The organism is Pseudorhodobacter antarcticus, assembly GCF_900110135.1.
Taxonomy (GTDB): domain Bacteria; phylum Pseudomonadota; class Alphaproteobacteria; order Rhodobacterales; family Rhodobacteraceae; genus Pseudorhodobacter; species Pseudorhodobacter antarcticus.
In genome coordinates, this window is record NZ_FOCO01000019.1 from 1 (window position 1) to 21,008 (window position 21,008).

21 protein-coding genes are annotated in these 21,008 nt (G+C 60.1%); 13 read left to right on the top strand and 8 right to left on the bottom strand.

The window, feature by feature from the left end:
- The coding region (locus tag BMY36_RS19495) for a transposase (RefSeq protein WP_419186861.1) at positions 1-245 on the bottom strand (245 nt) is incomplete at its 3' end.
- A 256-nt stretch (positions 246-501) separates the two neighbouring features.
- Here BMY36_RS19495 and BMY36_RS20295 point away from each other — a divergent pair.
- From BMY36_RS20295 to BMY36_RS10795, 3 genes are all read left to right on the top strand, one after another.
- Entirely contained in the window at positions 502-765 is a 264-nt protein-coding gene (locus BMY36_RS20295; RefSeq protein ID WP_050518545.1) for a hypothetical protein, read from the top strand.
- Between the two features lie 292 nt (positions 766-1,057).
- Positions 1,058-1,189 carry a hypothetical protein gene (locus BMY36_RS20750; protein WP_269430806.1) on the top strand — a complete coding sequence of 44 codons (132 nt, stop codon included), beginning with the start codon at positions 1,058-1,060 and terminating at the stop codon, positions 1,187-1,189.
- A 127-nt stretch (positions 1,190-1,316) separates the two neighbouring features.
- Positions 1,317-2,357 (top strand): acyltransferase family protein, encoded by a 1,041-nt coding sequence (locus tag BMY36_RS10795; protein ID WP_050518546.1) that lies wholly within the window; start codon positions 1,317-1,319, stop codon positions 2,355-2,357.
- Here BMY36_RS10795 and BMY36_RS10800 read toward each other — a convergent pair.
- The 5 genes from BMY36_RS10800 to proS all read right to left on the bottom strand — a co-directional run bounded on the left by BMY36_RS10800 (position 2,335) and on the right by proS (position 6,980).
- Positions 2,335-2,994 (bottom strand): DUF3047 domain-containing protein, encoded by a 660-nt coding sequence (locus BMY36_RS10800; RefSeq protein ID WP_050518547.1) that lies wholly within the window; start codon positions 2,992-2,994, stop codon positions 2,335-2,337. The genes BMY36_RS10795 and BMY36_RS10800 overlap by 23 nt on opposite strands.
- Before the next feature lie 84 nt (positions 2,995-3,078).
- Positions 3,079-3,759: an ABC transporter ATP-binding protein gene (locus BMY36_RS10805; protein WP_050518548.1), complete on the bottom strand. Its 681-nt coding sequence runs from the start codon at positions 3,757-3,759 to the stop codon at positions 3,079-3,081.
- Positions 3,752-5,038 carry a lipoprotein-releasing ABC transporter permease subunit gene (locus BMY36_RS10810; protein WP_050518549.1) on the bottom strand — a complete coding sequence of 429 codons (1,287 nt, stop codon included), beginning with the start codon at positions 5,036-5,038 and terminating at the stop codon, positions 3,752-3,754. The genes BMY36_RS10805 and BMY36_RS10810 overlap by 8 nt, the downstream gene beginning before the upstream one ends.
- A gap of 58 nt (positions 5,039-5,096) precedes the next feature.
- Entirely contained in the window at positions 5,097-5,627 is a 531-nt protein-coding gene (locus BMY36_RS10815; RefSeq protein ID WP_050518550.1) for a DUF2937 family protein, read from the bottom strand.
- 15 nt (positions 5,628-5,642) lie between these two features.
- Positions 5,643-6,980 carry a proline--tRNA ligase gene (proS, locus tag BMY36_RS10820; protein ID WP_050518558.1) on the bottom strand — a complete coding sequence of 446 codons (1,338 nt, stop codon included), beginning with the start codon at positions 6,978-6,980 and terminating at the stop codon, positions 5,643-5,645.
- Positions 6,981-7,145: 165 nt separating this feature from the next.
- Here proS and BMY36_RS10825 point away from each other — a divergent pair, with 165 nt between their 5' ends.
- The 9 genes from BMY36_RS10825 (at position 7,146) to BMY36_RS10865 (ending at position 16,129) form a co-directional block, all read left to right on the top strand.
- The gene (locus BMY36_RS10825; RefSeq protein WP_050518551.1) at positions 7,146-8,222 is read left to right on the top strand and encodes an AI-2E family transporter; all 1,077 of its coding nucleotides are present in this window, start codon (positions 7,146-7,148) and stop codon (positions 8,220-8,222) included.
- Positions 8,219-8,890: a P-loop NTPase family protein gene (locus BMY36_RS10830; RefSeq protein WP_050518552.1), complete on the top strand. Its 672-nt coding sequence runs from the start codon at positions 8,219-8,221 to the stop codon at positions 8,888-8,890. The genes BMY36_RS10825 and BMY36_RS10830 overlap by 4 nt, the downstream gene beginning before the upstream one ends.
- A gap of 55 nt (positions 8,891-8,945) precedes the next feature.
- Positions 8,946-11,129 (top strand): RNA degradosome polyphosphate kinase, encoded by a 2,184-nt coding sequence (locus BMY36_RS10835; RefSeq protein WP_050518553.1) that lies wholly within the window; start codon positions 8,946-8,948, stop codon positions 11,127-11,129.
- Between the two features lie 87 nt (positions 11,130-11,216).
- Positions 11,217-12,818 (top strand): Ppx/GppA family phosphatase, encoded by a 1,602-nt coding sequence (locus BMY36_RS10840; protein ID WP_050518554.1) that lies wholly within the window; start codon positions 11,217-11,219, stop codon positions 12,816-12,818.
- Positions 12,811-13,416 carry a VOC family protein gene (locus BMY36_RS10845; RefSeq protein WP_050518555.1) on the top strand — a complete coding sequence of 202 codons (606 nt, stop codon included), beginning with the start codon at positions 12,811-12,813 and terminating at the stop codon, positions 13,414-13,416. The genes BMY36_RS10840 and BMY36_RS10845 overlap by 8 nt, the downstream gene beginning before the upstream one ends.
- On the top strand, positions 13,413-13,898 hold the full coding sequence (locus BMY36_RS10850) for a GNAT family N-acetyltransferase (RefSeq protein ID WP_050518556.1): 486 nt from the start codon (positions 13,413-13,415) through the stop codon (positions 13,896-13,898). Before BMY36_RS10845 ends, BMY36_RS10850 begins: the two co-directional genes overlap by 4 nt.
- A gap of 31 nt (positions 13,899-13,929) precedes the next feature.
- Positions 13,930-14,634 carry a molecular chaperone DjiA gene (locus BMY36_RS10855; protein ID WP_050518557.1) on the top strand — a complete coding sequence of 235 codons (705 nt, stop codon included), beginning with the start codon at positions 13,930-13,932 and terminating at the stop codon, positions 14,632-14,634.
- Complete coding sequence (locus BMY36_RS10860) at positions 14,631-15,689, top strand: endonuclease/exonuclease/phosphatase family protein (RefSeq protein ID WP_050518560.1); 1,059 nt, start codon at positions 14,631-14,633, stop codon at positions 15,687-15,689. The genes BMY36_RS10855 and BMY36_RS10860 overlap by 4 nt, the downstream gene beginning before the upstream one ends.
- 41 nt (positions 15,690-15,730) lie before the next feature.
- Entirely contained in the window at positions 15,731-16,129 is a 399-nt protein-coding gene (locus tag BMY36_RS10865) for a hypothetical protein (protein WP_050518672.1), read from the top strand.
- 92 nt (positions 16,130-16,221) lie between these two features.
- Here the strand turns inward: BMY36_RS10865 and scpA are convergent, their stop codons facing one another.
- Complete coding sequence (gene scpA / locus BMY36_RS10870) at positions 16,222-18,351, bottom strand: methylmalonyl-CoA mutase (RefSeq protein ID WP_050518561.1); 2,130 nt, start codon at positions 18,349-18,351, stop codon at positions 16,222-16,224.
- Positions 18,352-18,447: 96 nt separating this feature from the next.
- Here scpA and BMY36_RS10875 point away from each other — a divergent pair, with 96 nt between their 5' ends.
- Positions 18,448-18,891, top strand: coding sequence for a DUF4174 domain-containing protein (locus BMY36_RS10875; protein ID WP_050518673.1), 444 nt, complete (start codon positions 18,448-18,450; stop codon positions 18,889-18,891).
- A gap of 45 nt (positions 18,892-18,936) precedes the next feature.
- Here BMY36_RS10875 and BMY36_RS10880 read toward each other — a convergent pair whose 3' ends face one another.
- Positions 18,937-20,940, bottom strand: a complete 2,004-nt coding sequence (locus tag BMY36_RS10880; protein ID WP_050518562.1) for an acetyl-CoA carboxylase biotin carboxylase subunit — start codon at positions 20,938-20,940, stop codon at positions 18,937-18,939.
- Positions 20,941-21,008 lie beyond the last annotated feature (68 nt).

Here is a 21,008-nt window from a genome sequence, read left to right on the forward strand (position 1 = left end):
CCACGGTAGGGGATGTTGACCTTCAAGGTCTTCTGGCGACGGCTCAGGGTGCTGAAGTTTGGCACCGCCCAATCCAAGTCGATCAGGTGCAGGAGGCTCTCGACAAACCCCGTCGTCTGCCGCAGCGCCATGCCGAACAGTACTTTCATCGTCAGACATGTCTGGATCGCAGCGTCACTGTAGTCGGCTGTCGGCCACGTTTTCCGGTCGGCGCAGCCTCCCAGGTCATGGTGGGATCGAACCAAATCGTCAGCGAGCCACGACGCTTGAGCGCTTCGTTATAGGCGGACCAGTTCCTGGTCTTGCAGGCGAGGGGTGTCGGTTTACTCATACCACACAGCTACCATGCTGGATTCACAAGATGAATCCCTCATGGGATTTGTGCAACAGAGCCGGTTAACAGGGCAAACTTACGAGAAAAGCTGTTTGAAAGACGATTTCAGATTTTTAAAAAGGCACAGTCATTTTTGTCTGAGATATTGGGAAAAGCAAAACTCTCAGATGAAAGTTATTGAAAATCCACAGACACATGCCAACGCATCACGGTTTCTTTTTGGGAAAGACATCCAGCGCTATCTTCTGGAAGTGCGAAATCATGCCGGCAAAATGAAAATGTATCAATCAATTTTGGCAGACTTAGAACTGGGTGAAGAACGAACAAAAAATGTTAGATTACAACACGATCACAACACTTGGTTAACGGACCAACTTAACCCGTTATTCGATAAGTTTGAACCGTTTCTCGGCTTTGGAAAACATAGGTGACATACGAAGTGTTCGGCACGCCTCAAAATAGTTTCACTTTAATTTCGGCTCTTCGAGACAATTACGCCACCCTTTGGCCCTGTTAGAAGCAAACGTAGGGTGAGGTTCCACCCCACAACTCCCCCACCCCACCAACAGCAAGTTAAAACCCACCCTACGCCCCCTTGCATCCTCCCTCCCACAAGCCCATCTTCCAACCACAGGCTCCGGCCCACCGCCCCTGATGTGCATATCGCGCAACCATCCGCCCGGCACCCCGCACGGCGGAAACTTCGGCCAAAGGGAACACCCCATGTCCAAAGAGAAAAACAAAGGCAACAAGGAAACCAAAAAGCCCAAAAAGGAAAAGGTCAAAATCCTCGCCACCGCCAATTCCAACGCGGGCAAGGATGCGACCACCATCGCGGGCAAAAAGATCAAATAACCACCGCGTCAGGCGTAGGTCGGGGTTCACCCCGACTCTCCCCCTCTCTGCGCACTCCCCTCCGCCCCCCGCACCCTGCCGCAAAAACCCGATATTTTCCCTTTGACAATACTCCCCCGCCCCCGGCATGAACCGCGAGCAATCAGCGCAGGCCGGGGGTGTGATGCCGCAGCGACGTTCCGGGTTTGACGTGGTCAAGGGGGCGGCCATCATTCTGGTAGTCATAGGCCATGTTTGGCGCGGGCTTTTCACCGCCGAAATGATCCCCAATACGGGTCTTTATCAACGCATCGACGCCGCCATTTACCTCTTTCACATGCCGGTGTTTTTCTTCCTGTCCGGCCTGTTCTTCAGCGCCCGCCTCCCTTTGACAGATTTCATGCAAAACCGCGCAATTCTGCTGATCTGGCCAATGCTGCTGTGGGGTTGGATTGATGCTGCCCTAAAAACCGCCGCAAACATCCCAATCAAAGGGCAGGTTTTGATATGGCCCGAGGTGGCGCTGTCGGTCCTGCCGCCCATCGGCATTTTCTGGTTTCTGTACACGCTGTTTATTCTGCATATCATCGGTTGGGCCGTCACGCGCTTGCCGCGCACCCTGCGCCTCATAACCCTTGCGGGGCTGTCTATCGCTGCGATCATGGGCTGGATCAACGTCAGCCCCTTCGACAGCCTGTGGCCCAGCGTCATCTATGCCCCACCGTTTTTCGCAGGGCTGGCCTTTGCTGTGGTGGCGGGGTCGGGCAAGCTGCTGCACCGCGCGCTGATTTGGCCGGGGATTGCCGCCTTTGTGCTGGCGCAAGGCATGGTCGCAAGCGGCGTGACCGTGCTGCATCCACTGGTCGCAGCGCTGGCGATGGTGCTTGGCACCGCCGCGTTCATCGGCCTGTTTGCGAACTTGCCGTCAGGGGCGCGCTGGCACGCAGGCTTGCTTGCGCTTGGGCGGGTGACCATGCCGATCTATCTGACCCATGTGATTTTTTCGGCAGGCACCCGTTTGATTTTGCGCGCGCTTGGCACCGAAAACCTTGCGCTGCACCTTAGCTTGGGCACAATCGCGGGCGTCCTTGGCCCCCTCGCTTTGGTCTGGGCGGCGCGGCGCATGGGCATTGCGACTTGGATCGGCTTCGATGCCCCCGCCCGCGTCAGTTCAACGACAGCCCGCTGATGCTGGCACGAATGGCGGTTTTGGTGTCGTCGCTGTCCGCAGACACGGCCAACCCAACCAAGGCCCCCGGCGTTCCACCAAACGCGCGCTTGTAATCCGCCACCAAATTCACGCTTTCGGAATGTTGCCCCGTCCCCGCCGCCCGCAGCAAAATCGTTTTGCCGCGACTGCCAAGGTACGGGCTGGCAAGCTGCGTGCCCCGCGCCCGGTTGTCGCCCCAAACATAGGTCAACACCCGTGCGGAATCTTTGGTCAACAGCTTGCGCACATCGGCATTTGCGCCCAGCGCGCGCGCCTCTGCCTCGGGCAAAAACACGAAATACAGTGACGCATTGCGATCATCGCCGCCTTTTTTCGCCAAATCCGTGGCGGGCACTGATTGCGTCACCCCCCAAGACCATTTCGCCGCCTTTGCCCCCCAAGATGCTTCAGTCACGCGGGCATACGCCAGCGATACCGATCCATCCGATGCAATGGACATCGACCGACCGCCAAACCCGTATTTATTCGACGAAAACAGCGAAAACCGTTGGGTTTTCCATGTGTTGTCAAAGGCCACGCTTTGCGCTTGCGCGCTGGTGGTCAGGCTGGGGGCAAGGAATGCGGCCAAAATGCTGGCAAGAATAAAACGCGTCATGGGGCCTCCAATATATGTAGCCTTAGCCCTAGCACCCTTTGGCTGTAACAGGGCACACAACTGCTTGAAGCGCGCGTGAGCGTGTCACACCACGACCTGCCCCGCCTCCAGCCGCACGATGCGGTCCATCCTTGCGGCCAATTCCATGTTATGCGTGGCGATCAAAGCTGACAGCCCGGTGTCGCGCACCAGCGCCATCAATGCGCCGAACACTTGGTCCGATGTGGCGGGGTCAAGGTTGCCCGTGGGTTCATCCGCCAACAGCAAACGCGGGCCGTTTGCCAGCGCCCGGCAAAAGGCCACGCGCTGTTGTTCGCCCCCCGACAGGGCGGCGGGGCGGTGAACCGCGCGGTGACCCACGCCCACTTGGTCCAACAGCATCCGCGACCGCGCATCGGCCACGCTGCGCGCCACGCCATTGGCGAGCTGCGGCAGGGTGATGTTTTCCAACGCCGAAAATTCGGGCAGCAGGTGGTGAAACTGGTAAATAAAACCCACATCGCGGCGGCGCGCATCGGTGCGCGCGCGGTCGGATAAACCCGCCAAATCGGTGCCCCCCAACCGCATTTCGCCACTATCGGCGGTGTCCAGCAACCCCGCGATATGCAACAACGTCGATTTGCCGGCCCCCGATGGGGCCACCAGCGCCACCACCTCGCCCCGCGCCACGGTCAGGGACGCGCCGCGCAGCACTTGCACCTCGGCGGGCTTGCCTTTGTTATAGGCTTTGGTCACGTCTTGCAGCGACAGCATGATGTCATTCATAGCGCAGCGCCTCCACGGGGTTCATTCGGGCCGCACGGCGCGCCGGGAATATGGTCACCACAAACGACAGCCCCAGCGACAACCCCACCGCCGACATCACATCGGCAAGTTGCAGCTTGGCGGGCAGCGCATAAATGCCGCGAATGGCCGGGTCCCACACGCCGCCCCCCGCAACATAATTCACAAAGCTGAAAATCGGGTCGATATAGACCGCAAACACGCAGCCCAACACCACGCCCAGCGCGGTGCCAATAATCCCGGTAAACGCGCCACAGATGAAAAACACGCGCAAAATCGACCCTTCGGTCAGGCCCATCGTGCGCAAAATCCCAACATCGCGGCCTTTGTTTTTCACCAACATAATCAGCCCCGACACAATGTTCATCGCTGCAATCAGCACCAAAACGGACATGATGATGAACATCACATTATCCTCAATATCCAGCGCGCGCAAAAATCCGCCCGAACTGTCGCGCCATGTCCAGACATTGGCCAGCGGCCCCGCAGCCCCCATCAGGTCATACACCATCCGGTCCACGCCTTCGGGGTCTGTCACCATCACCTCAATCTCATCCGCCAAACCTTCGCGGTTGAAATAGGTCTGCGCCTGCGCCAGCGGCATATAAATCCGTGTGCGGTCAATGTCATAGCGCCCAGCGGTAAAGACATAAACCACCTCATAGGCCGATACGCGCGGGCTGGTGCCAAAGGCGGTTTTCACCCCATTGGGCGAAATCAGGCGAATACGGTCGCCCACCGTCACCCCCAATTCGCGCGCCACCCCCGACCCTATCGCGATGCCTTCATCATAGCGTTCAATCGCGCCATATGCCTCCGCCCCGTCGCCCACGCGCGGGATGGACCGCATATCGGCGGCGCGCATGCCGTACACCTCAACCCCCGAACTGCGATCACCCGATGTCGCCATCACTTGGCCGCGCAGCATGGGGGCCGCGCGCGTCACACCCGGCACGGCGGCCACGTTTTGCGCCACCGCATCATAATCTTCAAAGCTGCGAATGGTACGCCCATCCGCCGCCTCATGCTGGCTGGCATAGATGGTCACATGGGCGTTGGCCCCCAAAATCGTGTCCACAAATTCCGCGCGAAACCCTGCGCGCACCGACAAGGTGGCAATCAGCGCAAACACCGCCAACGTGATGCCGATCAAGCTGATCCAGGTCATCACCGACACGCCACCTTCGGCCCGTTTGGCGCGCAGATACCGCCACGCGATCATCCATTCAAACGGCGCAAAGGGCGGGGTGGACAAAGGCATATCTCCTGTAATCGGGCGGCGTCTTGGCCCTAGGCCATAGGGTTAACCAAGCGCCGGGTCAATGCACGCGCCCGTGTGCGGCGTCGCGCACCGGGCTTTTCGCGCGCAACCGCCGAAACGGCCAACCAAGAATGGAAAAAACCAATTTTATCCCCGCAAAACCGCCAAAAAACCCCAGCACCCCAGCCACAGCCCCCGCCACCGTCAAGGGCAGCGCAGGTTGGTAATCCCCCCATGTCGCGGCGAACGTTTCTGCGTCGCCCAACCTATGCGGCATTGCGATGCGTTCCATCGGGCTGGCCAGCCGCAAAAACGCCAAATCCGCCGCCAACCGTTCGTGGCGCGCAAACATCCGCGCCGTATCGGTTTTGCGCGCGGCCAAAAACGCGGTGCCTTGCAACTGGTCCAGTGCGGCGTCCCGCGTCAGGCCATTGGCGGTGGCAGACCGATCAAAATCGGCCACCACCAGCGTCAGCGCATCGACTTGGCCGCCAAGGCGTTGAATATATTGCTGCGAAAATTCGGGGTATTGCGACAGCGCCACAGCCCCCGAAATGCCACCGGCAAGGGCAAGAATTTTAGCAATCATCCTTGCCCCCTGCCCTTAAATTCCGGCGTAGATTTCGACAATCCGCGCCACGGCATCCTCTGCCGTCATCTCTACACTTTCGCCCGTGCGCCTGCTGGTCAATTCCACCACGCCGTTTTTCAACCCACGCGGCCCCACGGTGATGCGCCACGGCAAGCCGATCAAATCCATCGTCGCAAACTTGGCCCCTGCGCGTTCGTCGCGGTCGTCATACAAGGGGTCAAGGCCAGCCTTTTGCAGCGCCTTATACATCGCCTCACAGGCCGCATCGGTATCGGCGTCGCCTTGCTTTAGGTTCACAATCCCGCAATGGAAGGGCGTGACACCTTCGGGCCAGATGATACCCTTATCGTCATGGCTCGCCTCAATAATCGCACCCAGCAAGCGTGATACGCCAATGCCGTGGCTGCCCATATGCACGGGCACTTTGCCGCCATCGGGCGTGACCACATTGGCCCCCATCGCATCGGAATACTTGGTGCCGAAATAGAAAATCTGGCCCACCTCGATCCCCCGCGCCGATTTGCGCCGTTCCTCGGGGATGGCATCAAACACCGCCACATCATGCGTCTCGTCCGTACGAGCATAAAGCGAGGTAAACTCCTGCATCACCGCCTCGCACTGCGCTTTGTCGTCATAATCAATCTCGCGCGCGCCCAGTTTGATGTCGGTCACTTGGGCGTCATAAAACACCTCCGACTCGCCGGTTTCGGCCAGCACCAAAAATTCATGCGTGTCATCGCCGCCAATGGGCCCCGAATCCGCGCGCATCGGAATGGCTTGCAGCCCCATGCGTTCATAAGTACGCAAATAACTGACCAAGTGGCGGTTATACGCGTGCAGCGCATCTTCCTTGGTCAAATCAAAGTTGTACCCGTCCTTCATCAAGAACTCGCGCCCCCGCATCACGCCAAACCGTGGCCGCATCTCATCGCGGAACTTCCACTGGATGTGGTACAGCGTCAGCGGCAAATCCTTGTAGCTGCCAACATGGGCGCGAAAAATATCGGTGATCATTTCCTCATTCGTCGGACCATAAAGCATGTCCCGCCCCTGCCGGTCCTTGATGCGCAACATTTCCTGCCCATAATCATCATAACGACCGGATTCGCGCCACAAATCAGCGGGTTGCAGTGTGGGCATCAACAACGGAATATGGCCTGCGCGCGCTTGTTCCTCATGCACAATCTGTTCAATCCGCCGCAGCACTTTGAACCCCAGCGGCAACCAGGAATAAATCCCCGCCGCCTGCTGCTTTATCATACCCGCCCGCAACATATAGCGGTGGCTGACAATCTGCGCCTCGGCAGGATTGTCTTTCAAAACAGGAAGGAAATAGCGTGTCAGCCGCATCAAGGCACCTATCGGGCAAAGGAATTTATCCGCAGCTTTAGGCAAAACCAACCGTTCAAGCAAGGGTATCGCTGCAAAGCACCGCCAATAGGCACCACACATCGGGCGCGGCCCTTGAAAACGGCGGGCTAATGGGCAATGTGTGGCTTAACTCATGGGGGCGCTATGGCATTGCCGGTAAAACAACAATTGACCTATTGGGGCGTGGCCAGCGTGGTGTTCTTGCTGGTGCTGTGGTTTTTGGCCCCTGTGCTGGCCCCGTTCTTGGTCGGCGGCGCGATTGCCTATTTCATGGACCCGGTGGCGGACCGCCTCCAACGCTTCGGCGCAAGCCGCGTTGTCGCTACCACCGTCATATCGCTGTCCGCGCTGCTGATTGCGGTGTTGCTGATGCTGGCCGTCATCCCATCCCTCGCCGCACAGTTGACCGCATTGATCGACGCCACCCCCCGCATTTTCCAACGCCTGCAAGCCGTGCTGACCGAACAATTCCCCGAGCTGCTGGATGAAAACAGCGTGATCCGTAAGGCGATCTTGTCCATCGGCGACAATTTGCGCCAATGGGGCACCGAGGCCGCGAAAACCGTGTTCACCAGCGCGCTTGGGGTGCTGAACGCAGTTTTGTTCTTGGTCGTGGTTCCCGTGGTCGCTTTCTACTTGCTGCTGGATTGGGACAATATGGTCGCCCGCATCGACGCGCTGCTGCCGCGCGACCACGCCCCCACCGTGCGCTTGCTGGCGGGCCGCATTGATGGCGTGCTGGCCGCATTCGTGCGCGGCCAAATCAGCGTTTGCATCGTGCTGGGCGTCTATTATTCGGTGGCATTGATGCTGGCGGGCTTGGAATTTGGGCTGGTTGTGGGGGCGATTGCGGGGGCCATCACCTTTATCCCCTATATCGGCGCACTGGTTGGCGGCGCTTTGGCAATCGGTCTGGCCTTGTTCCAGTTTTGGGGTGACCCCATTTCCATCGGCATTGTCGCCGCAATCTTCGCCCTCGGCCAGTTTTTAGAAGGCAACGTGATCACCCCCCGCCTGGTTGGCAATTCCGTGGGCCTGCACCCGGTGTGGCTCTTGTTTGCACTGTCTGCCTTTGGGTCCGTGCTGGGCTTTGTCGGCATGCTGGTCGCGGTGCCTGTGGCCGCCGCGATTGGCGTGATCGCCCGCTGGGGGATTGAACAATACCAAGACAGCCTTTTGTATCGCGGCACAAACACACCCGATGACACATCCCCCCCGTGACCGATCAACTGGCCTTTGATCTGCCATTTCGCGCGGCCTTGGGGCGGGGGGATTTCTTTGTCTCCGCCACCAATGCCGCAGCGCTGGCAGCATTGGACGATTGGCCCAATTGGCCAAGTGCCAAAATGGTGCTGACAGGCCCGCCCGCATCGGGCAAAACCCATCTGGCGCATGTCTGGGCCGAAACCACGAATGCCGCCCTGCACCAAGCCGCCAGTTTGGCCACTGCCGATATCGCCACCCTCGCCACCGCAGCCGCCGTGGTGGTGGAAGATTGCGAAAATCTGCCCCACCAAAACGGCGCGCAAAACGCCCTGTTCCATCTGCACAACATGCTCGCCGCCCGAAACGCGCCGTTGCTCATGACCGCCGCCACAGCGCCCCGCGATTGGGGCCTCACCCTGCCCGATCTGGCCAGCCGCGTCCAAGCTGCCCCCCTGACCCGGCTGGACGGTCCCGATGATGCGCTGCTCGCCGCCGTGCTGGTCAAACTGTTCGCCGACCGCCAAATCAGCGTCACGCCCGCCCTGATTGGCTATCTTTTGCCCCGCATGGAACGCAGCTTTGACGCCGCCCGCGCGCTGGTCGCCACGTTGGATGCCCACGCCCTTGCGCGCGGCACTGGCGTCACCCGCGCGCTGGCCGCAACTGTGCTGGACAATTCATAAAACCCAGCCCACAGTTGCCACATGCGCGTTACAAACCAAAGACATAAGCCCCGCCATGACACAGGCTGATTTCCTCTCTGCCCCCTTTGCGCCCCCCGTGGCGCTGCCCGGCGTCGATCTGCGCGGCCCCGCCCGGTTTTTCAACCGCGAACTCAGCTGGCTCGCCTTCAACTGGCGCGTGCTGGATGAGGCGTCGAACCCCGCCGTGCCGCTGCTGGAACGTCTGCGCTTTCTCTCTATCTCCGCCACCAATCTGGATGAATTTTACACCGTCCGCGTGGCAGGCCACCGGGCCTTGATGCGCGGCGGCAAACCCGCGATGTCTGAAGATGGCCACACCCCCGCCCAGCAATTGGTGATGATCAATGAAAACGCGCGCCGCTTGCTGCAAGCCCAACAAACCGTTTTCAACAAGCTGAAAAAGGAAATGGACGCGCAGGGCATCACCATCGTCACCCGCTCCAAACTCAACGCCCGCGACTTGAAATTTCTCGAAGATTACTTTGTAAATAAGGTGTTCCCGGTCCTGTCGCCGCTTGCCATTGACCCCGCGCACCCGTTTCCCTTCATCCCCAACACCGGGTTTTGCCTCGCACTCGAACTGGAACGCGCCACCGACCACCGCGCGCTGCAAGCGTTGCTACCCATCCCCCAGCAAATCAACCGCTTTGTTCCGCTGCCCGCCAAGGATGGCGAGGCGCGTTTTTTGCCGCTCGAAGAACTCCTCCTCCTGCACCTTTCCATGCTTTTTCCCGGCTACACCGATCGCGGCCATTGCACCTTCCGCGTGCTGCGCGACAGCGACCTAGAGGTGGAGGATGAGGCCGAAGATCTGGTCCGCGAATTTGAAACCGCCCTAAAACGCCGCCGCCGGGGCGAGGTGATCCGCATGAAAATCAGCGCAGGTGCGCCGCATGATCTGCGCGCCCTGATCATGGGGGAACTTGGCGTCACCGACGATGATGTGGTCGAATTGCGCGGGCTTTTGGGCGTCGCCGACCTCAAGGAATTGGTGCTGGACAGCCGCAAAGACCTGCAATGGCCCAAATTCACACCCCGCATCCCCGAACGCGTCCAAGACCACGAAGGCGATATGTTCGCCGCCATCCGCCAAAAGGATATGCTGCTGCACCATCCTTATGAAACCTTTGACATGGTCATCCGGTTTCTGGAACAGGCCGCGCGCGACCCCAATGTTTTGGCAATCAAACAAACCCTCTACCGCACCAGCCACGACAGCCCCATCGTCGCCGCGTTATGTGAGGCGGCCGAAGCGGGCAAATCCGTGACTGCGCTGGTGGAGCTGAAAGCCCGGTTTGACGAGGCCGCAAACATTCGCCAATCGCGCCGCCTTGAACGCGCAGGCGCGCATGTGGTCTACGGCTTTATGACCCTGAAAACCCACGCGAAAATCAGCACCGTGGTGCGGCGTGAAGGTGACAATCTGGTCACCTACACCCATTACGGCACGGGCAATTACCACCCCATCACCGCCCGCATTTACACCGATCTGTCGTTTTTCACCTGCGACCCCGCCTTGGGCCGTGATGCGACCAAAGTGTTCAACTACCTGTCTGGTTACGTCCAACCCGAAGGTTTGGAAAACCTCGCCATCGCGCCCAGCACCCTAAAACCCCGCCTGCTGGAACTGATCGCAGCGGAAGGCGACCACGCCCGCGCGGGCCGCCCGGCGGAAATCTGGGTCAAGGTCAACTCCCTTGTCGAACCCGATATCATCGACGCGCTTTACGCCGCCTCCGCCGCTGGCGTCAAAATCAGCCTTGTCGTGCGCGGCATTTGTGCGCTGCGCCCCGGCATCAAAGGGCTGTCCGAAAACATCCGCGTCAAATCCATCGTGGGCCGCTTCCTTGAACATTCCCGCATCGTCTGCTTTGGCAACGGCCACGGCCTGCCGTCCAAAAAGGCCCGCGTGTTTTTCTCCTCCGCCGATTGGATGGGCCGCAACCTGTCGCGCCGCGTAGAGACGTTGGTGGAGGCACATAACCCAACAGTAAAAGCCCAAATCGTCAGCCAAATCATGGCCGCCAATATGGCGGATGAGGCGCAAAGCTGGGTCCTTGGCCCCAATGGCTGCTACACCCGCAGCCTAACGCCAAAGGATGGTCGCCTGTTCAACTGCCACCGTTTCTTTATGGAAAACCCGTCCCTGTCCGGGCGCGGCAAAGTCGGTGCCAAGGATGTCCCAAAACTGGCGCACAGCCGCGACGACACCCCTTAACCACTTGGCCAATCGAACGGCATGAATCGTTGACCTCCACGCTGCAACGCGGCAAAGTCTGCGCGCAATAACCAAAAGCAGATGATAATGGCGCAAACGACCAAGACCAAAGCCCCCAAAACCCAAAAGCCCACACCTGCGCTTGATGATGGTGGCCCCTTTGGTCGCTCCCTGCTCGATGATCCGCAGGTCCGCGCCCTCAGCCGCTTTGGCGTGGTCGATGTCGGTTCCAACTCGGTGCGGATGGTGGTGTTTGACGGGGCCGCGCGCTCACCCGCCTATTTTTACAACGAAAAACTGATGGCGGGCTTGGGCAAGGGCCTTGCCGAAACCGGAAAACTGAACGTTGAAGGCAAAAAGCGCGCTCTGATCGCGCTGAAACGCTTTGCCATTCTGGCCCGCGGCATGGGCATATCGCCGCTCACCTGCGTCGCCACGGCGGCCGTGCGCGAGGCCAGTGATGGCCCCGAATTTGCCGCCCTTGTGCTGGCCGAAACCGGCCTAAAACTCTGGGTCGTGAATGGCGAGGAGGAGGCGCGCCTGTCCGCCCAAGGTGTGCTGCTGGGCTGGCCCGAGGCGAAGGGCATTGTTTGCGACATTGGCGGCAACTCCATGGAAATGGCGCGCATCGGCAATGGCAAGGTCGGCACCCGCGCCACATCCCCGCTTGGCCCCTTCCGTCTGCAACAGGTCGAAGGCGGCGTGGAAAAACGCCGTTTGCTGATCGACCGCGTGCTGAAAAAACTGAAATCCAAACTGGAACCCGATGGCGACCGCATTTATCTGGTCGGCGGCTCGTGGCGGGTCATCGCGCGTCTGGATATGGAGCGGCGCAACTATCCCCTCACCGTTTTGCACGAATACCGCATGACCCCGCAGTCGGTGCTGGACACGCTGGATTGGATCGCGGTGTCCGACCCCGCCATGCTGCGCGCCCGCACGGGCACTGGCGCCGAACGCATGGCGCTGGTCCCGCTTGCGTCCGAGGTGTTGCGCGAAATGATCCGCATTTTCAAACCCCGCGAAATCGACGTGTCCAGCTATGGCATTCGCGAAGGGCTGCTCTACGAACAAATGCACGAAAAACTGCGCGCCCGCGACCCGTTGATCGAGGCGGCGCGCGCCACCGAAATCACCTCCGCGCGCCTGCCCGGTTTTGGCAAAAAGCTGTTCAATTTCCTGCTGCCCATCTTCAAAACCGCCACCGCCGAGGAGATGCGCCTGATCAAAGCAGCTTGCCTGCTCCACGACACCACATGGCGCGCCCATCCCGATTACCGCGCCGAAGTGTGCTTTGACAACGCCACCCGCGCCAATCTGGGCGGGCTTGACCATCCGGGCCGCGTGTTTTTGGGCCTGTCCTTGCTGCACCGCTATAAAAACAGCCGCGCCGGGTCGCGCCTTGAACCCCTGTTTCGCCTGCTGACCGACGATCAGATCCAAAAGGCCGAAGTGCTGGGCAAGGCCATGCGGTTCGGTGCCATGTTTTCCGCCACAGGCCCCGAAAACGCAGGCAGCCTGCAATGGTTCCCGCGCAAAAAGGTGCTGGAACTGACCCTAACCCCCATGGGCCGCGACCTGTTTGGCGAGGTGACAGAGGCGCGGTTTCGCTCCTTTGCCACCGCCTTGCGCGCAATTCCCGTGGTGATCGACGGCCCCGCAATCACCGAAAACGCCCCCGATGTTTAAGCTCGATCATCTGGCGGTCTCCGCCACCAATTTGGCCGAAGGTGCGTTATGGCTAGAATCCACCCTTGGCGTCCCCCTCGCGCCGGGCGGTGAACATCCCCACATGTCCACCCACAACCGCTTGTTAAACCTTGGGGATTTGTACCTAGAGGTGATTGCGATCAACCCCGCAGCCCCCACCCCACCGCATCCGCGTTGGTTCGATTTGGACAATTACACCGGGCAGCCCCGGCTGACCAATTGGATCATCGCCTGCGATGATCTGGACGCAGGGCTGGCCCAACTGCCCGGCAGCGGCCAGGCCACCGACCTTGCACGCGGCGATTTGCGCTGGCGCATGGCCATTCCCGCAGACGGTCGCCTGCCCTACGGCGGCGCACATCCCGCCCTGTTGCAATGGATGGGCAGCGCCCATCCCGCGCACCGCCTGCCCGACCAAGCCGTGCGCCTTACCACCCTCCACATCACCACCCCCGATGCACATGCGCTGCAAACATCGCTGGCCGGGCTTACCGATCCGCGCTTGCACATCGCCCACGGGCATCACGCCCTGCGCGCCGAATTTGCCACCCCAAACGGACCGCGCGTGCTGGAATGATCCGCCCCGCGACCAGTGCCGATGTGCCCGCGATTGCCGCGATCATGAACCAAGTGATCGCCGAAACAACCATCACCGTCACAAGCGTCCTTAAATCCCACGCCGATGTGGCGGCCATGATCACCGAACGCCGCGCGCTGGGGTTTGACACTTTTGTCGCCGACCTTGACGGCATCAAAGGCTATGCCACCTATGCGCAATTTCGCCCCTCACCCGGTTATCTGCGCACGATGGAACACTCGCTTGCCCTGTCGCCCGCCGCCCACGGCCTCGGGTTTGGCCGCGCGTTGATGCATGCCGTCGAATCCAATGCCGCCGCCGCGGGCGCGCATGTCATGATCGCCGCAATCACCGCCGACAACACGACCAGCATCGCCTTTCACGCCCGCTTGGGCTACGCGCAGGCAGGGCTTTTGCCGCAAGTCGGCTATAAATTCGGCCGCTATCACGACCTTGTGCTGATGCAGAAATTCCTGACCTAACATCGCCCCCGCTTCCAAGGTATAAGGCCGCATGGAAACCTCAATCTGGACCCGTATCAACGACGCGCTGGCCGCTTTGGCGGCGGGCGAAGGTTTGTCAGTGGTCCTTGACCGCCTGCGCGGCGCGAAAATCGACACGCCCGAACGCTCTGTCAATTTCACCATCGCGGTCATCGCTTTGGGCGCAAAAATGGCCAAGGCCGATGGGCAAGTTACCCGCAATGAAGTCACCGCCTTTCGCCGCCTGTTCACCGTCCCGCCCGAAGAGGAGGCGAACGCCGCCCGCGTGTTCAACCTCGCGCGCCAGGACGTGGCAGGATTTGATGCCTATGCCCATAAAATCGCAGCCCTTTTCCCCGATGAAGGCCGCCAAACCCTGATTGACCTGCTGGAAGGGTTGTTCACCATCGCGATGGCCGATGGCGAATACCACCCGAATGAAGATGCGTTCTTGGCCGAAGTCGCCCGCATTTTCGGCCTTGGCGACCCGTGCTTTCGCAGCTTGCGCGCGCGGTTCGTCGAAGGCGCGCCGCGCGACCCTTACGATGTGCTGGGTGTGGCCCCCGGCGCCCCGATTGCAGATGTGCGCGCCGCATGGAAACAGGCCGTGCGCGACAGCCACCCCGACCGCATGATCGCGCGCGGCGTCCCGCCCGAGGCCGTCGAACTCGCCAGCCGCCGCATGATCGACATCAACGCGGCATGGGAAGAGATTAATGGAAAACGCGCGGCATGAAACCCCTGCGCCTTGCCACCTATAACGTCGAATGGTTCAACGCCCTGTTTGATGATGATGGCAATCTGTTGGACGACATCCAACGCTCCGCCCGGCATGACATCACGCGGGGCGAACAACTGGCCGCCCTTGCGGCCGTGTTCACCGCGATGGACGCCGATGGGGTGATGATTATTGAAGCACCCGATACCGGATCGCGCCGCAAAACCACCCAGGCGCTGGAAAATTTCGCGGCGCGCTGTGGGTTGCGCACCACCCGCGCGCTGCACGGCTTCACCTCAGACACCGAACAAGAAATCGCGTTTCTCTATGACCCGACCCGTCTCACGGCCACCCACGCCCCCCAAGGGGCACCCCCCTCCTCCCACGGCGATGCGGGGGGCGTGCAGCGCTTTGACGGGGTGTTTTGGCACGACCTGAACACCGACGCCCGCCCCGAACGCATCCGCTTTTCCAAACCCCCGTTGGAGGTGGCGGTGACCGACCGCGCAACAGGCCAAGCCCTGCACCTAATCGGCGTTCACGCCAAATCAAAATCGCCCCACGGCGGGCGCAACCCCGCCCAAATGAACCGTATCGCGATTGAAAACCGCCGCAAACAACTGGCGCAATGCTTGTGGCTGCGCGCGCGGGTGGATGTGCATCTGGACGCGGGCGATGCGCTGATTGTGATGGGCGATTTCAACGACGGGCCGGGATTGGACGACTATGAAAAACTGTTTGGCAAATCCGGCATCGAAATTGTGATCGGCACCGACGGCCCCGTTGATCGCCAAATGGCAGAGCCTTTTGCCCAAATGATCTTGTCCCGCCGCTTGGGGTTAAGCCCCACATCCGCACGGTTTTACGACCCCGCGCACAAACGCTATTTTGGCGCGATGCTTGATTTTATCCTGCTGTCCCCCGGTTTGGCGGCAACGTCGACGCCCGAATGGCGCATCTGGCACCCGCTGGATGATCCGGCCTGTTGGGGCGATCCCGCCTTGCGCACAGCCCTGCTGGCGGCATCCGACCATTTCCCCGTCACGCTGGACCTCGTCCCCCCCGCGCGTTGAAAGGGCTGGACATGCGGCCCCCCCCTCCCCATATCTGCAATATGAAACACATCCTCGCCCCCCTTGCCCTGGCGATTTTGCTGGCAACCCCTGCCATGCCCCAAGACACTTCGCCCACCCTGCCTCCGGGACCAAACGACGGCTTGGGCCTGATTGATCGTGGCATGCGGTTGCTGTTTGAAGGGTTGATGCAAGACGTCGAACCCGCCCTTGAGGATATGGCCGAAGCGATGAAGTCGCTGCAACCCATGGCGCGGCAATTGGCAGACCTGATCGGCGATGTGCAATATTACGATGCGCCGCAACGGTTGGAAAACGGCGATATCATCATTCGGCGCAAAGCGGATGCGCCGCCCCCGCCCGCGCTGCTGCCCGCCCTTCCCAAACCCGACGCAAACCCAGCCATTGATCAATCGCCCGACGGCCAGATCGAGCTGTGATGGGTTATTAAGGGTGAAAAAGGGGGCTGTTTGCCCCCTCGGGGCTGCGCCCCTCACCCCCAAAGGTATTTTAGCCAAGATGAATGGGGGCGTTAGGCGCGTGTTTCGCGGATCAGGCGCAAAATATCCTTTGCCGCCTCCGGGATATTGGTGCCGGGGCCGAAAATCGCTTTGACCCCCGCATCATAAAGGAATTGGTAATCTTGCTGCGGAATAACGCCGCCGCAGACCACCAAAATATCGCCCGCCCCTGCGGCCTTTAGCGCTTGCACCAGTTTCGGGGCCAGCGTTTTATGCCCTGCCGCTTGGCTGGAAATGCCGATGATATGCACGTCATTGTCCACCGCATCTTGCGCCGCCTCCTCGGGCGTTTGGAACAAAGGCCCAACATCAACATCAAACCCGATATCGGCAAAGGCGGTGGCGATGACCTTGGCACCGCGATCATGGCCGTCTTGGCCCATTTTCACAACCAGCATGCGCGGGCGGCGGCCCTCTTCTTCGGCAAACGCCTCAACATCCTGTTGGATCGCGGCAAAGCCTTCGTCGCCCGCGTAGGCCGCGCCATAAACACCCGCAAGCGTTTTCACCTCTGCGCGGTGGCGGCCAAACGTGGCTTCCATCGCCAATGAAATCTCGCCCACCGTGGCGCGGGCGCGGGCACAAACCACCGCCGCCTCCAGCAAATTGCCCCCTTCGGCGCAGCGACGACCCAATTCCAACAGGGCCGCATCACAAGCGGTTTGGTCCCGCGCCGCACGGGTTTTGGCCAGCCGCGCGATTTGGCTGTCACGCACCGCCACATTATCAATATCCAAGATATCAATCGCATCCTGCTGCGCCAGCTTGTATTTGTTGACGCCCACGATCACCTCTTCGCCCCGGTCAATCATCGCTTGGCGCCGCGCGGCAGATTCCTCAATCCGCAGCTTGGGCATGCCGGTCGCCACCGCTTTCGTCATGCCGCCCATTTCCTCCACTTCCTCGATCAGCTTCCACGCCTCCTCCGCCAATTGCGCGGTCAGGCTTTCGACATAATACGACCCCGCCAACGGATCGACGACCTTGGTCACCCCAGTTTCCTCCTGCAAAATCAACTGGGTGTTGCGCGCAATGCGGGCCGAAAATTCGGTCGGCAGGGCCATCGCCTCATCCAGCGCGTTGGTGTGCAGCGATTGCGTGCCGCCCAATGCCGCCGCCATCGCCTCATACGCCGTGCGCACCACGTTGTTATAGGGGTCTTGTTCTTGCAGGCTTACGCCACTGGTCTGGCAATGCGTGCGCAGCATCAAAGACCCCTCTTTTTGCGCGCCAAATTCCGTCATGATGCGATGCCACAGCAGGCGGGCGGCGCGCAGCTTTGCTGCCTCCATAAAAAAGTTCATGCCGATTGCAAAGAAAAACGACAGCCGCCCCGCAAACGCATCCACATCCATGCCGCGCGCAATCGCCGTGCGCACATATTCGCGCCCATCGGCCAGCGTGAACGCGAGTTCCTGCACTAAATTCGCGCCCGCCTCTTGCATGTGATAGCCAGAAATGGAGATGGAGTTGAATTTCGGCATTTCCGCCGCCGTATATTCGATAATATCCGCGATGATGCGCATCGAGGGTTCGGGCGGGTACACATAGGTGTTGCGCACCATAAATTCTTTCAGAATATCATTCTGAATGGTGCCAGACAGGTCCGCACGGGCCACGCCCTGCTCCTCTCCGGTCACGATATAATTGGCCAAGATCGGGATCACGGCACCGTTCATCGTCATGGAAACGCTGACTTTTTCCAACGGGATGCCGTCGAACAGGATCTTCATATCCTCCACACTATCAATCGCCACGCCCGCCTTGCCCACATCACCTTCAACGCGCGGATGGTCGCTGTCATAGCCCCGGTGCGTCGCCAAATCGAACGCCACCGAGACACCCTGCTGCCCTGCGGCCAGCGCTTTGCGGTAAAACGCGTTCGACGCCTCGGCCGTCGAAAACCCGGCGTATTGGCGGATGGTCCACGGGCGGCCCGCATACATCGTGGCCCGCACCCCGCGCGTGAACGGCCCCACACCGGGCACACCACCCATATGCGCCAAACCGTCCGTATCGGCCGCCGTATACAAGGGCTTGATTTTAATCCCCTCCAGCGTGTCCCATGTCAGGGTTGCCGGATCACGGCCTTTCAGCTCTTTTTGCGCCAGCTTTTCCCAGGTTTTCAAGGCGTCCGTCATGGCAATTCCCTTTCCTTCGCGTCAAAGGCCGCGCCCATGACATTCTTTCTTTGGTTTGCGGCCATTACACCCTATATCTGGGGTGAAGGAGACCGCATGAAACGACTTCAAATTCTTGTTCTCACAGCGCTTTTGCCGCTGATGGCCCACACCGCCGCCGCCCAAGAGGAGCCGCTGGTTGTACTGGATGCCGCAGGCGTCACGCTGTCCGAATTTCTCTGGCTCAAACGCCCGGTTGTGGTGTTTGCTGACAGCCCCAATGACCCATCCGTGGCCACGCAATTGGAATATTTGGCCCAACGTCCCGGCCAATTGGCCGAACGCGACGTGGTGGTGATCGTCGACACCAACCCCGCCGCCAAAGGGTCCATCCGCACCACCTTGCGCCCGCGCGGGTTTTCACTCGTGCTGATGGACAAGGATGGCGGCGTGGAAATTCGCAAACCAAGGCCCTGGGATGTGCGCGAGATTACCCGCGCCATTGATAAATTCCCATTGACCCGCCAAGAGGCACTGGAACGCTTCCCGGCGGGGCGGTAACCCCAACCCCCTGTTTTTACAGCAAAAATTGGGGGGCGGACCACCTTATTCAAACTCCATAATCACTTCGTCCACCTTCAGGCTGGCACCCGCTGTGGCGTTGACCGATTTGATCACGCCCTTTTTCTCAGCGCGCAGGATGTTTTCCATCTTCATCGCCTCAACCGTGGCCAGCGCTTGGCCCTCTTGCACCTCGTCGCCCACGGCCACGTTGATTTTTACAATCAACCCCGGCATGGGGCACAACAGGTATTTCGACGTATCCGCTGGCACTTTTTCCAGCATCAATCCCGCCAGTTCCGCCTGCCGTGGAGTGCGCACATGGCACAGAAATTCCGCGCCGCGCAGCCGCAAGCGGAACCCCTGCGGCACCTTGCCCACCTTCATCACCAAAGGAGTGCCATCCACCGTCAACCGCGCAAGCGGCTGGCCGGGTGTCCAATCGCTTTCCACCCGCATCTGCGTGCCATCGGCAAACCGAATGGTCGACCCGGCACGGTCCGCCGCAATCACGACCGGATGCGCCGCCCCTTGCAAGGTCACGGTCCAATCGCTGCCCACTTTACGTTCGTGGTTGTCCATTGTGCCCGAAATCCGGCTACGGCGAATTTCCGCAACCCGGTTCATCGCCGCCGCCGCCGCCACCACACGCCGCGCCAAATCATCCTTCAGCGTCACGCCCGCAAACCCATCCGGGTATTCCTCGGCAATAAACGCGGTTGTAATATCGCCGGAAACAAAGCGCGGATGGTCCATCACGGCCGAACAAAACGGCAAGTTATGCCCAATCCCCTCCACCTCAAACGTGTCGAGCGCCAGCCGCATTTCTTCAATCGCTTGCGCCCGCGTTGGTCCCCATGTGCACAGCTTGGCGATCATCGGGTCGTAAAACATGCTGATCTCGCCGCCTTCAAACACGCCGGTATCATTGCGCACAATGCCGCCGCGCGGGGTTTCCCCTTCAACGGGCGGGCGGTAGCGCGTCAAACGCCCAATGGACGGCAGGAACCCACGATAAGGATCCTCGGCATACAAACGACTTTCCATCGCCCAGCCGTTAATCTTCAAATCCGCCTGCTTGAACGGCAACGCCTGCCCCGCTGCCACGCGGATCATCTGTTCAACCAAATCCACGCCCGTGATCAATTCGGTGACAGGATGTTCCACCTGCAACCGCGTGTTCATTTCCAAAAAGTAAAAATTCTTGGCCCCGTCCACGATAAATTCCACCGTCCCGGCCGATGTGTACCCCACAGCCTGCGCCAGCGCACAGGCCTGCTCGCCCATCGCTTTGCGCGTTGCCGCGTCCAAAAACGGCGAGGGCGCTTCCTCAATCACCTTTTGGTTGCGGCGCTGGATCGAACATTCCCGTTCGTGCAAATACACGCAATTGCCGTGCTGATCGGCGAGCACCTGAATTTCAATATGGCGCGGCTGCGTCACGAATTTCTCAATGAAAATCCGGTCGTCGCCAAAACTCGCCGCCGCCTCGTTCTTGGATGATGCAAACCCCTCGGCCACCTCCCCCTCGGACCATGCAATCCGCATCCCCTTGCCGCCCCCGCCCGCCGAGGCTTTGATCATCACCGGATAACCGATTTCACCCGAAATCCGCACCGCTTCCTCCGCGTCCGCAATAATGCCCATATAGCCGGGCACGGTCGAAACCCCCGCCTCCATCGCCAGCTTTTTGGATGTAATCTTGTCGCCCATCTGCTCAATCGCGGAACTTGGGGGGCCAATGAAAACAACGCCTTCGCGTTCCAACGCCGCCGCGAAATTCATATTCTCAGACAAAAACCCATAACCCGGATGCACGGCTTCGGCACCCGTTTGGCGCACCGCCGCCATGATCTTTTCAATCACGATATAGGATTGGTTGGCAGGGGCCGGGCCAATATGCACCGCCTCATCCGCCATCCGCACATGCAGCGCACCCCGGTCCGCGTCCGAATAGACCGCCACCGTTTTAATGCCCATCGCGCGGGCGGATTTGATAACACGGCAGGCAATCTCGCCCCGGTTTGCGATCAGGATTTTCTTGAACATTTGGGTCCCTTTTTAAACACGCCCTTGGCACGCCCTTGGCGAAAAATGCAAAAAAGCCACTCGGGGAA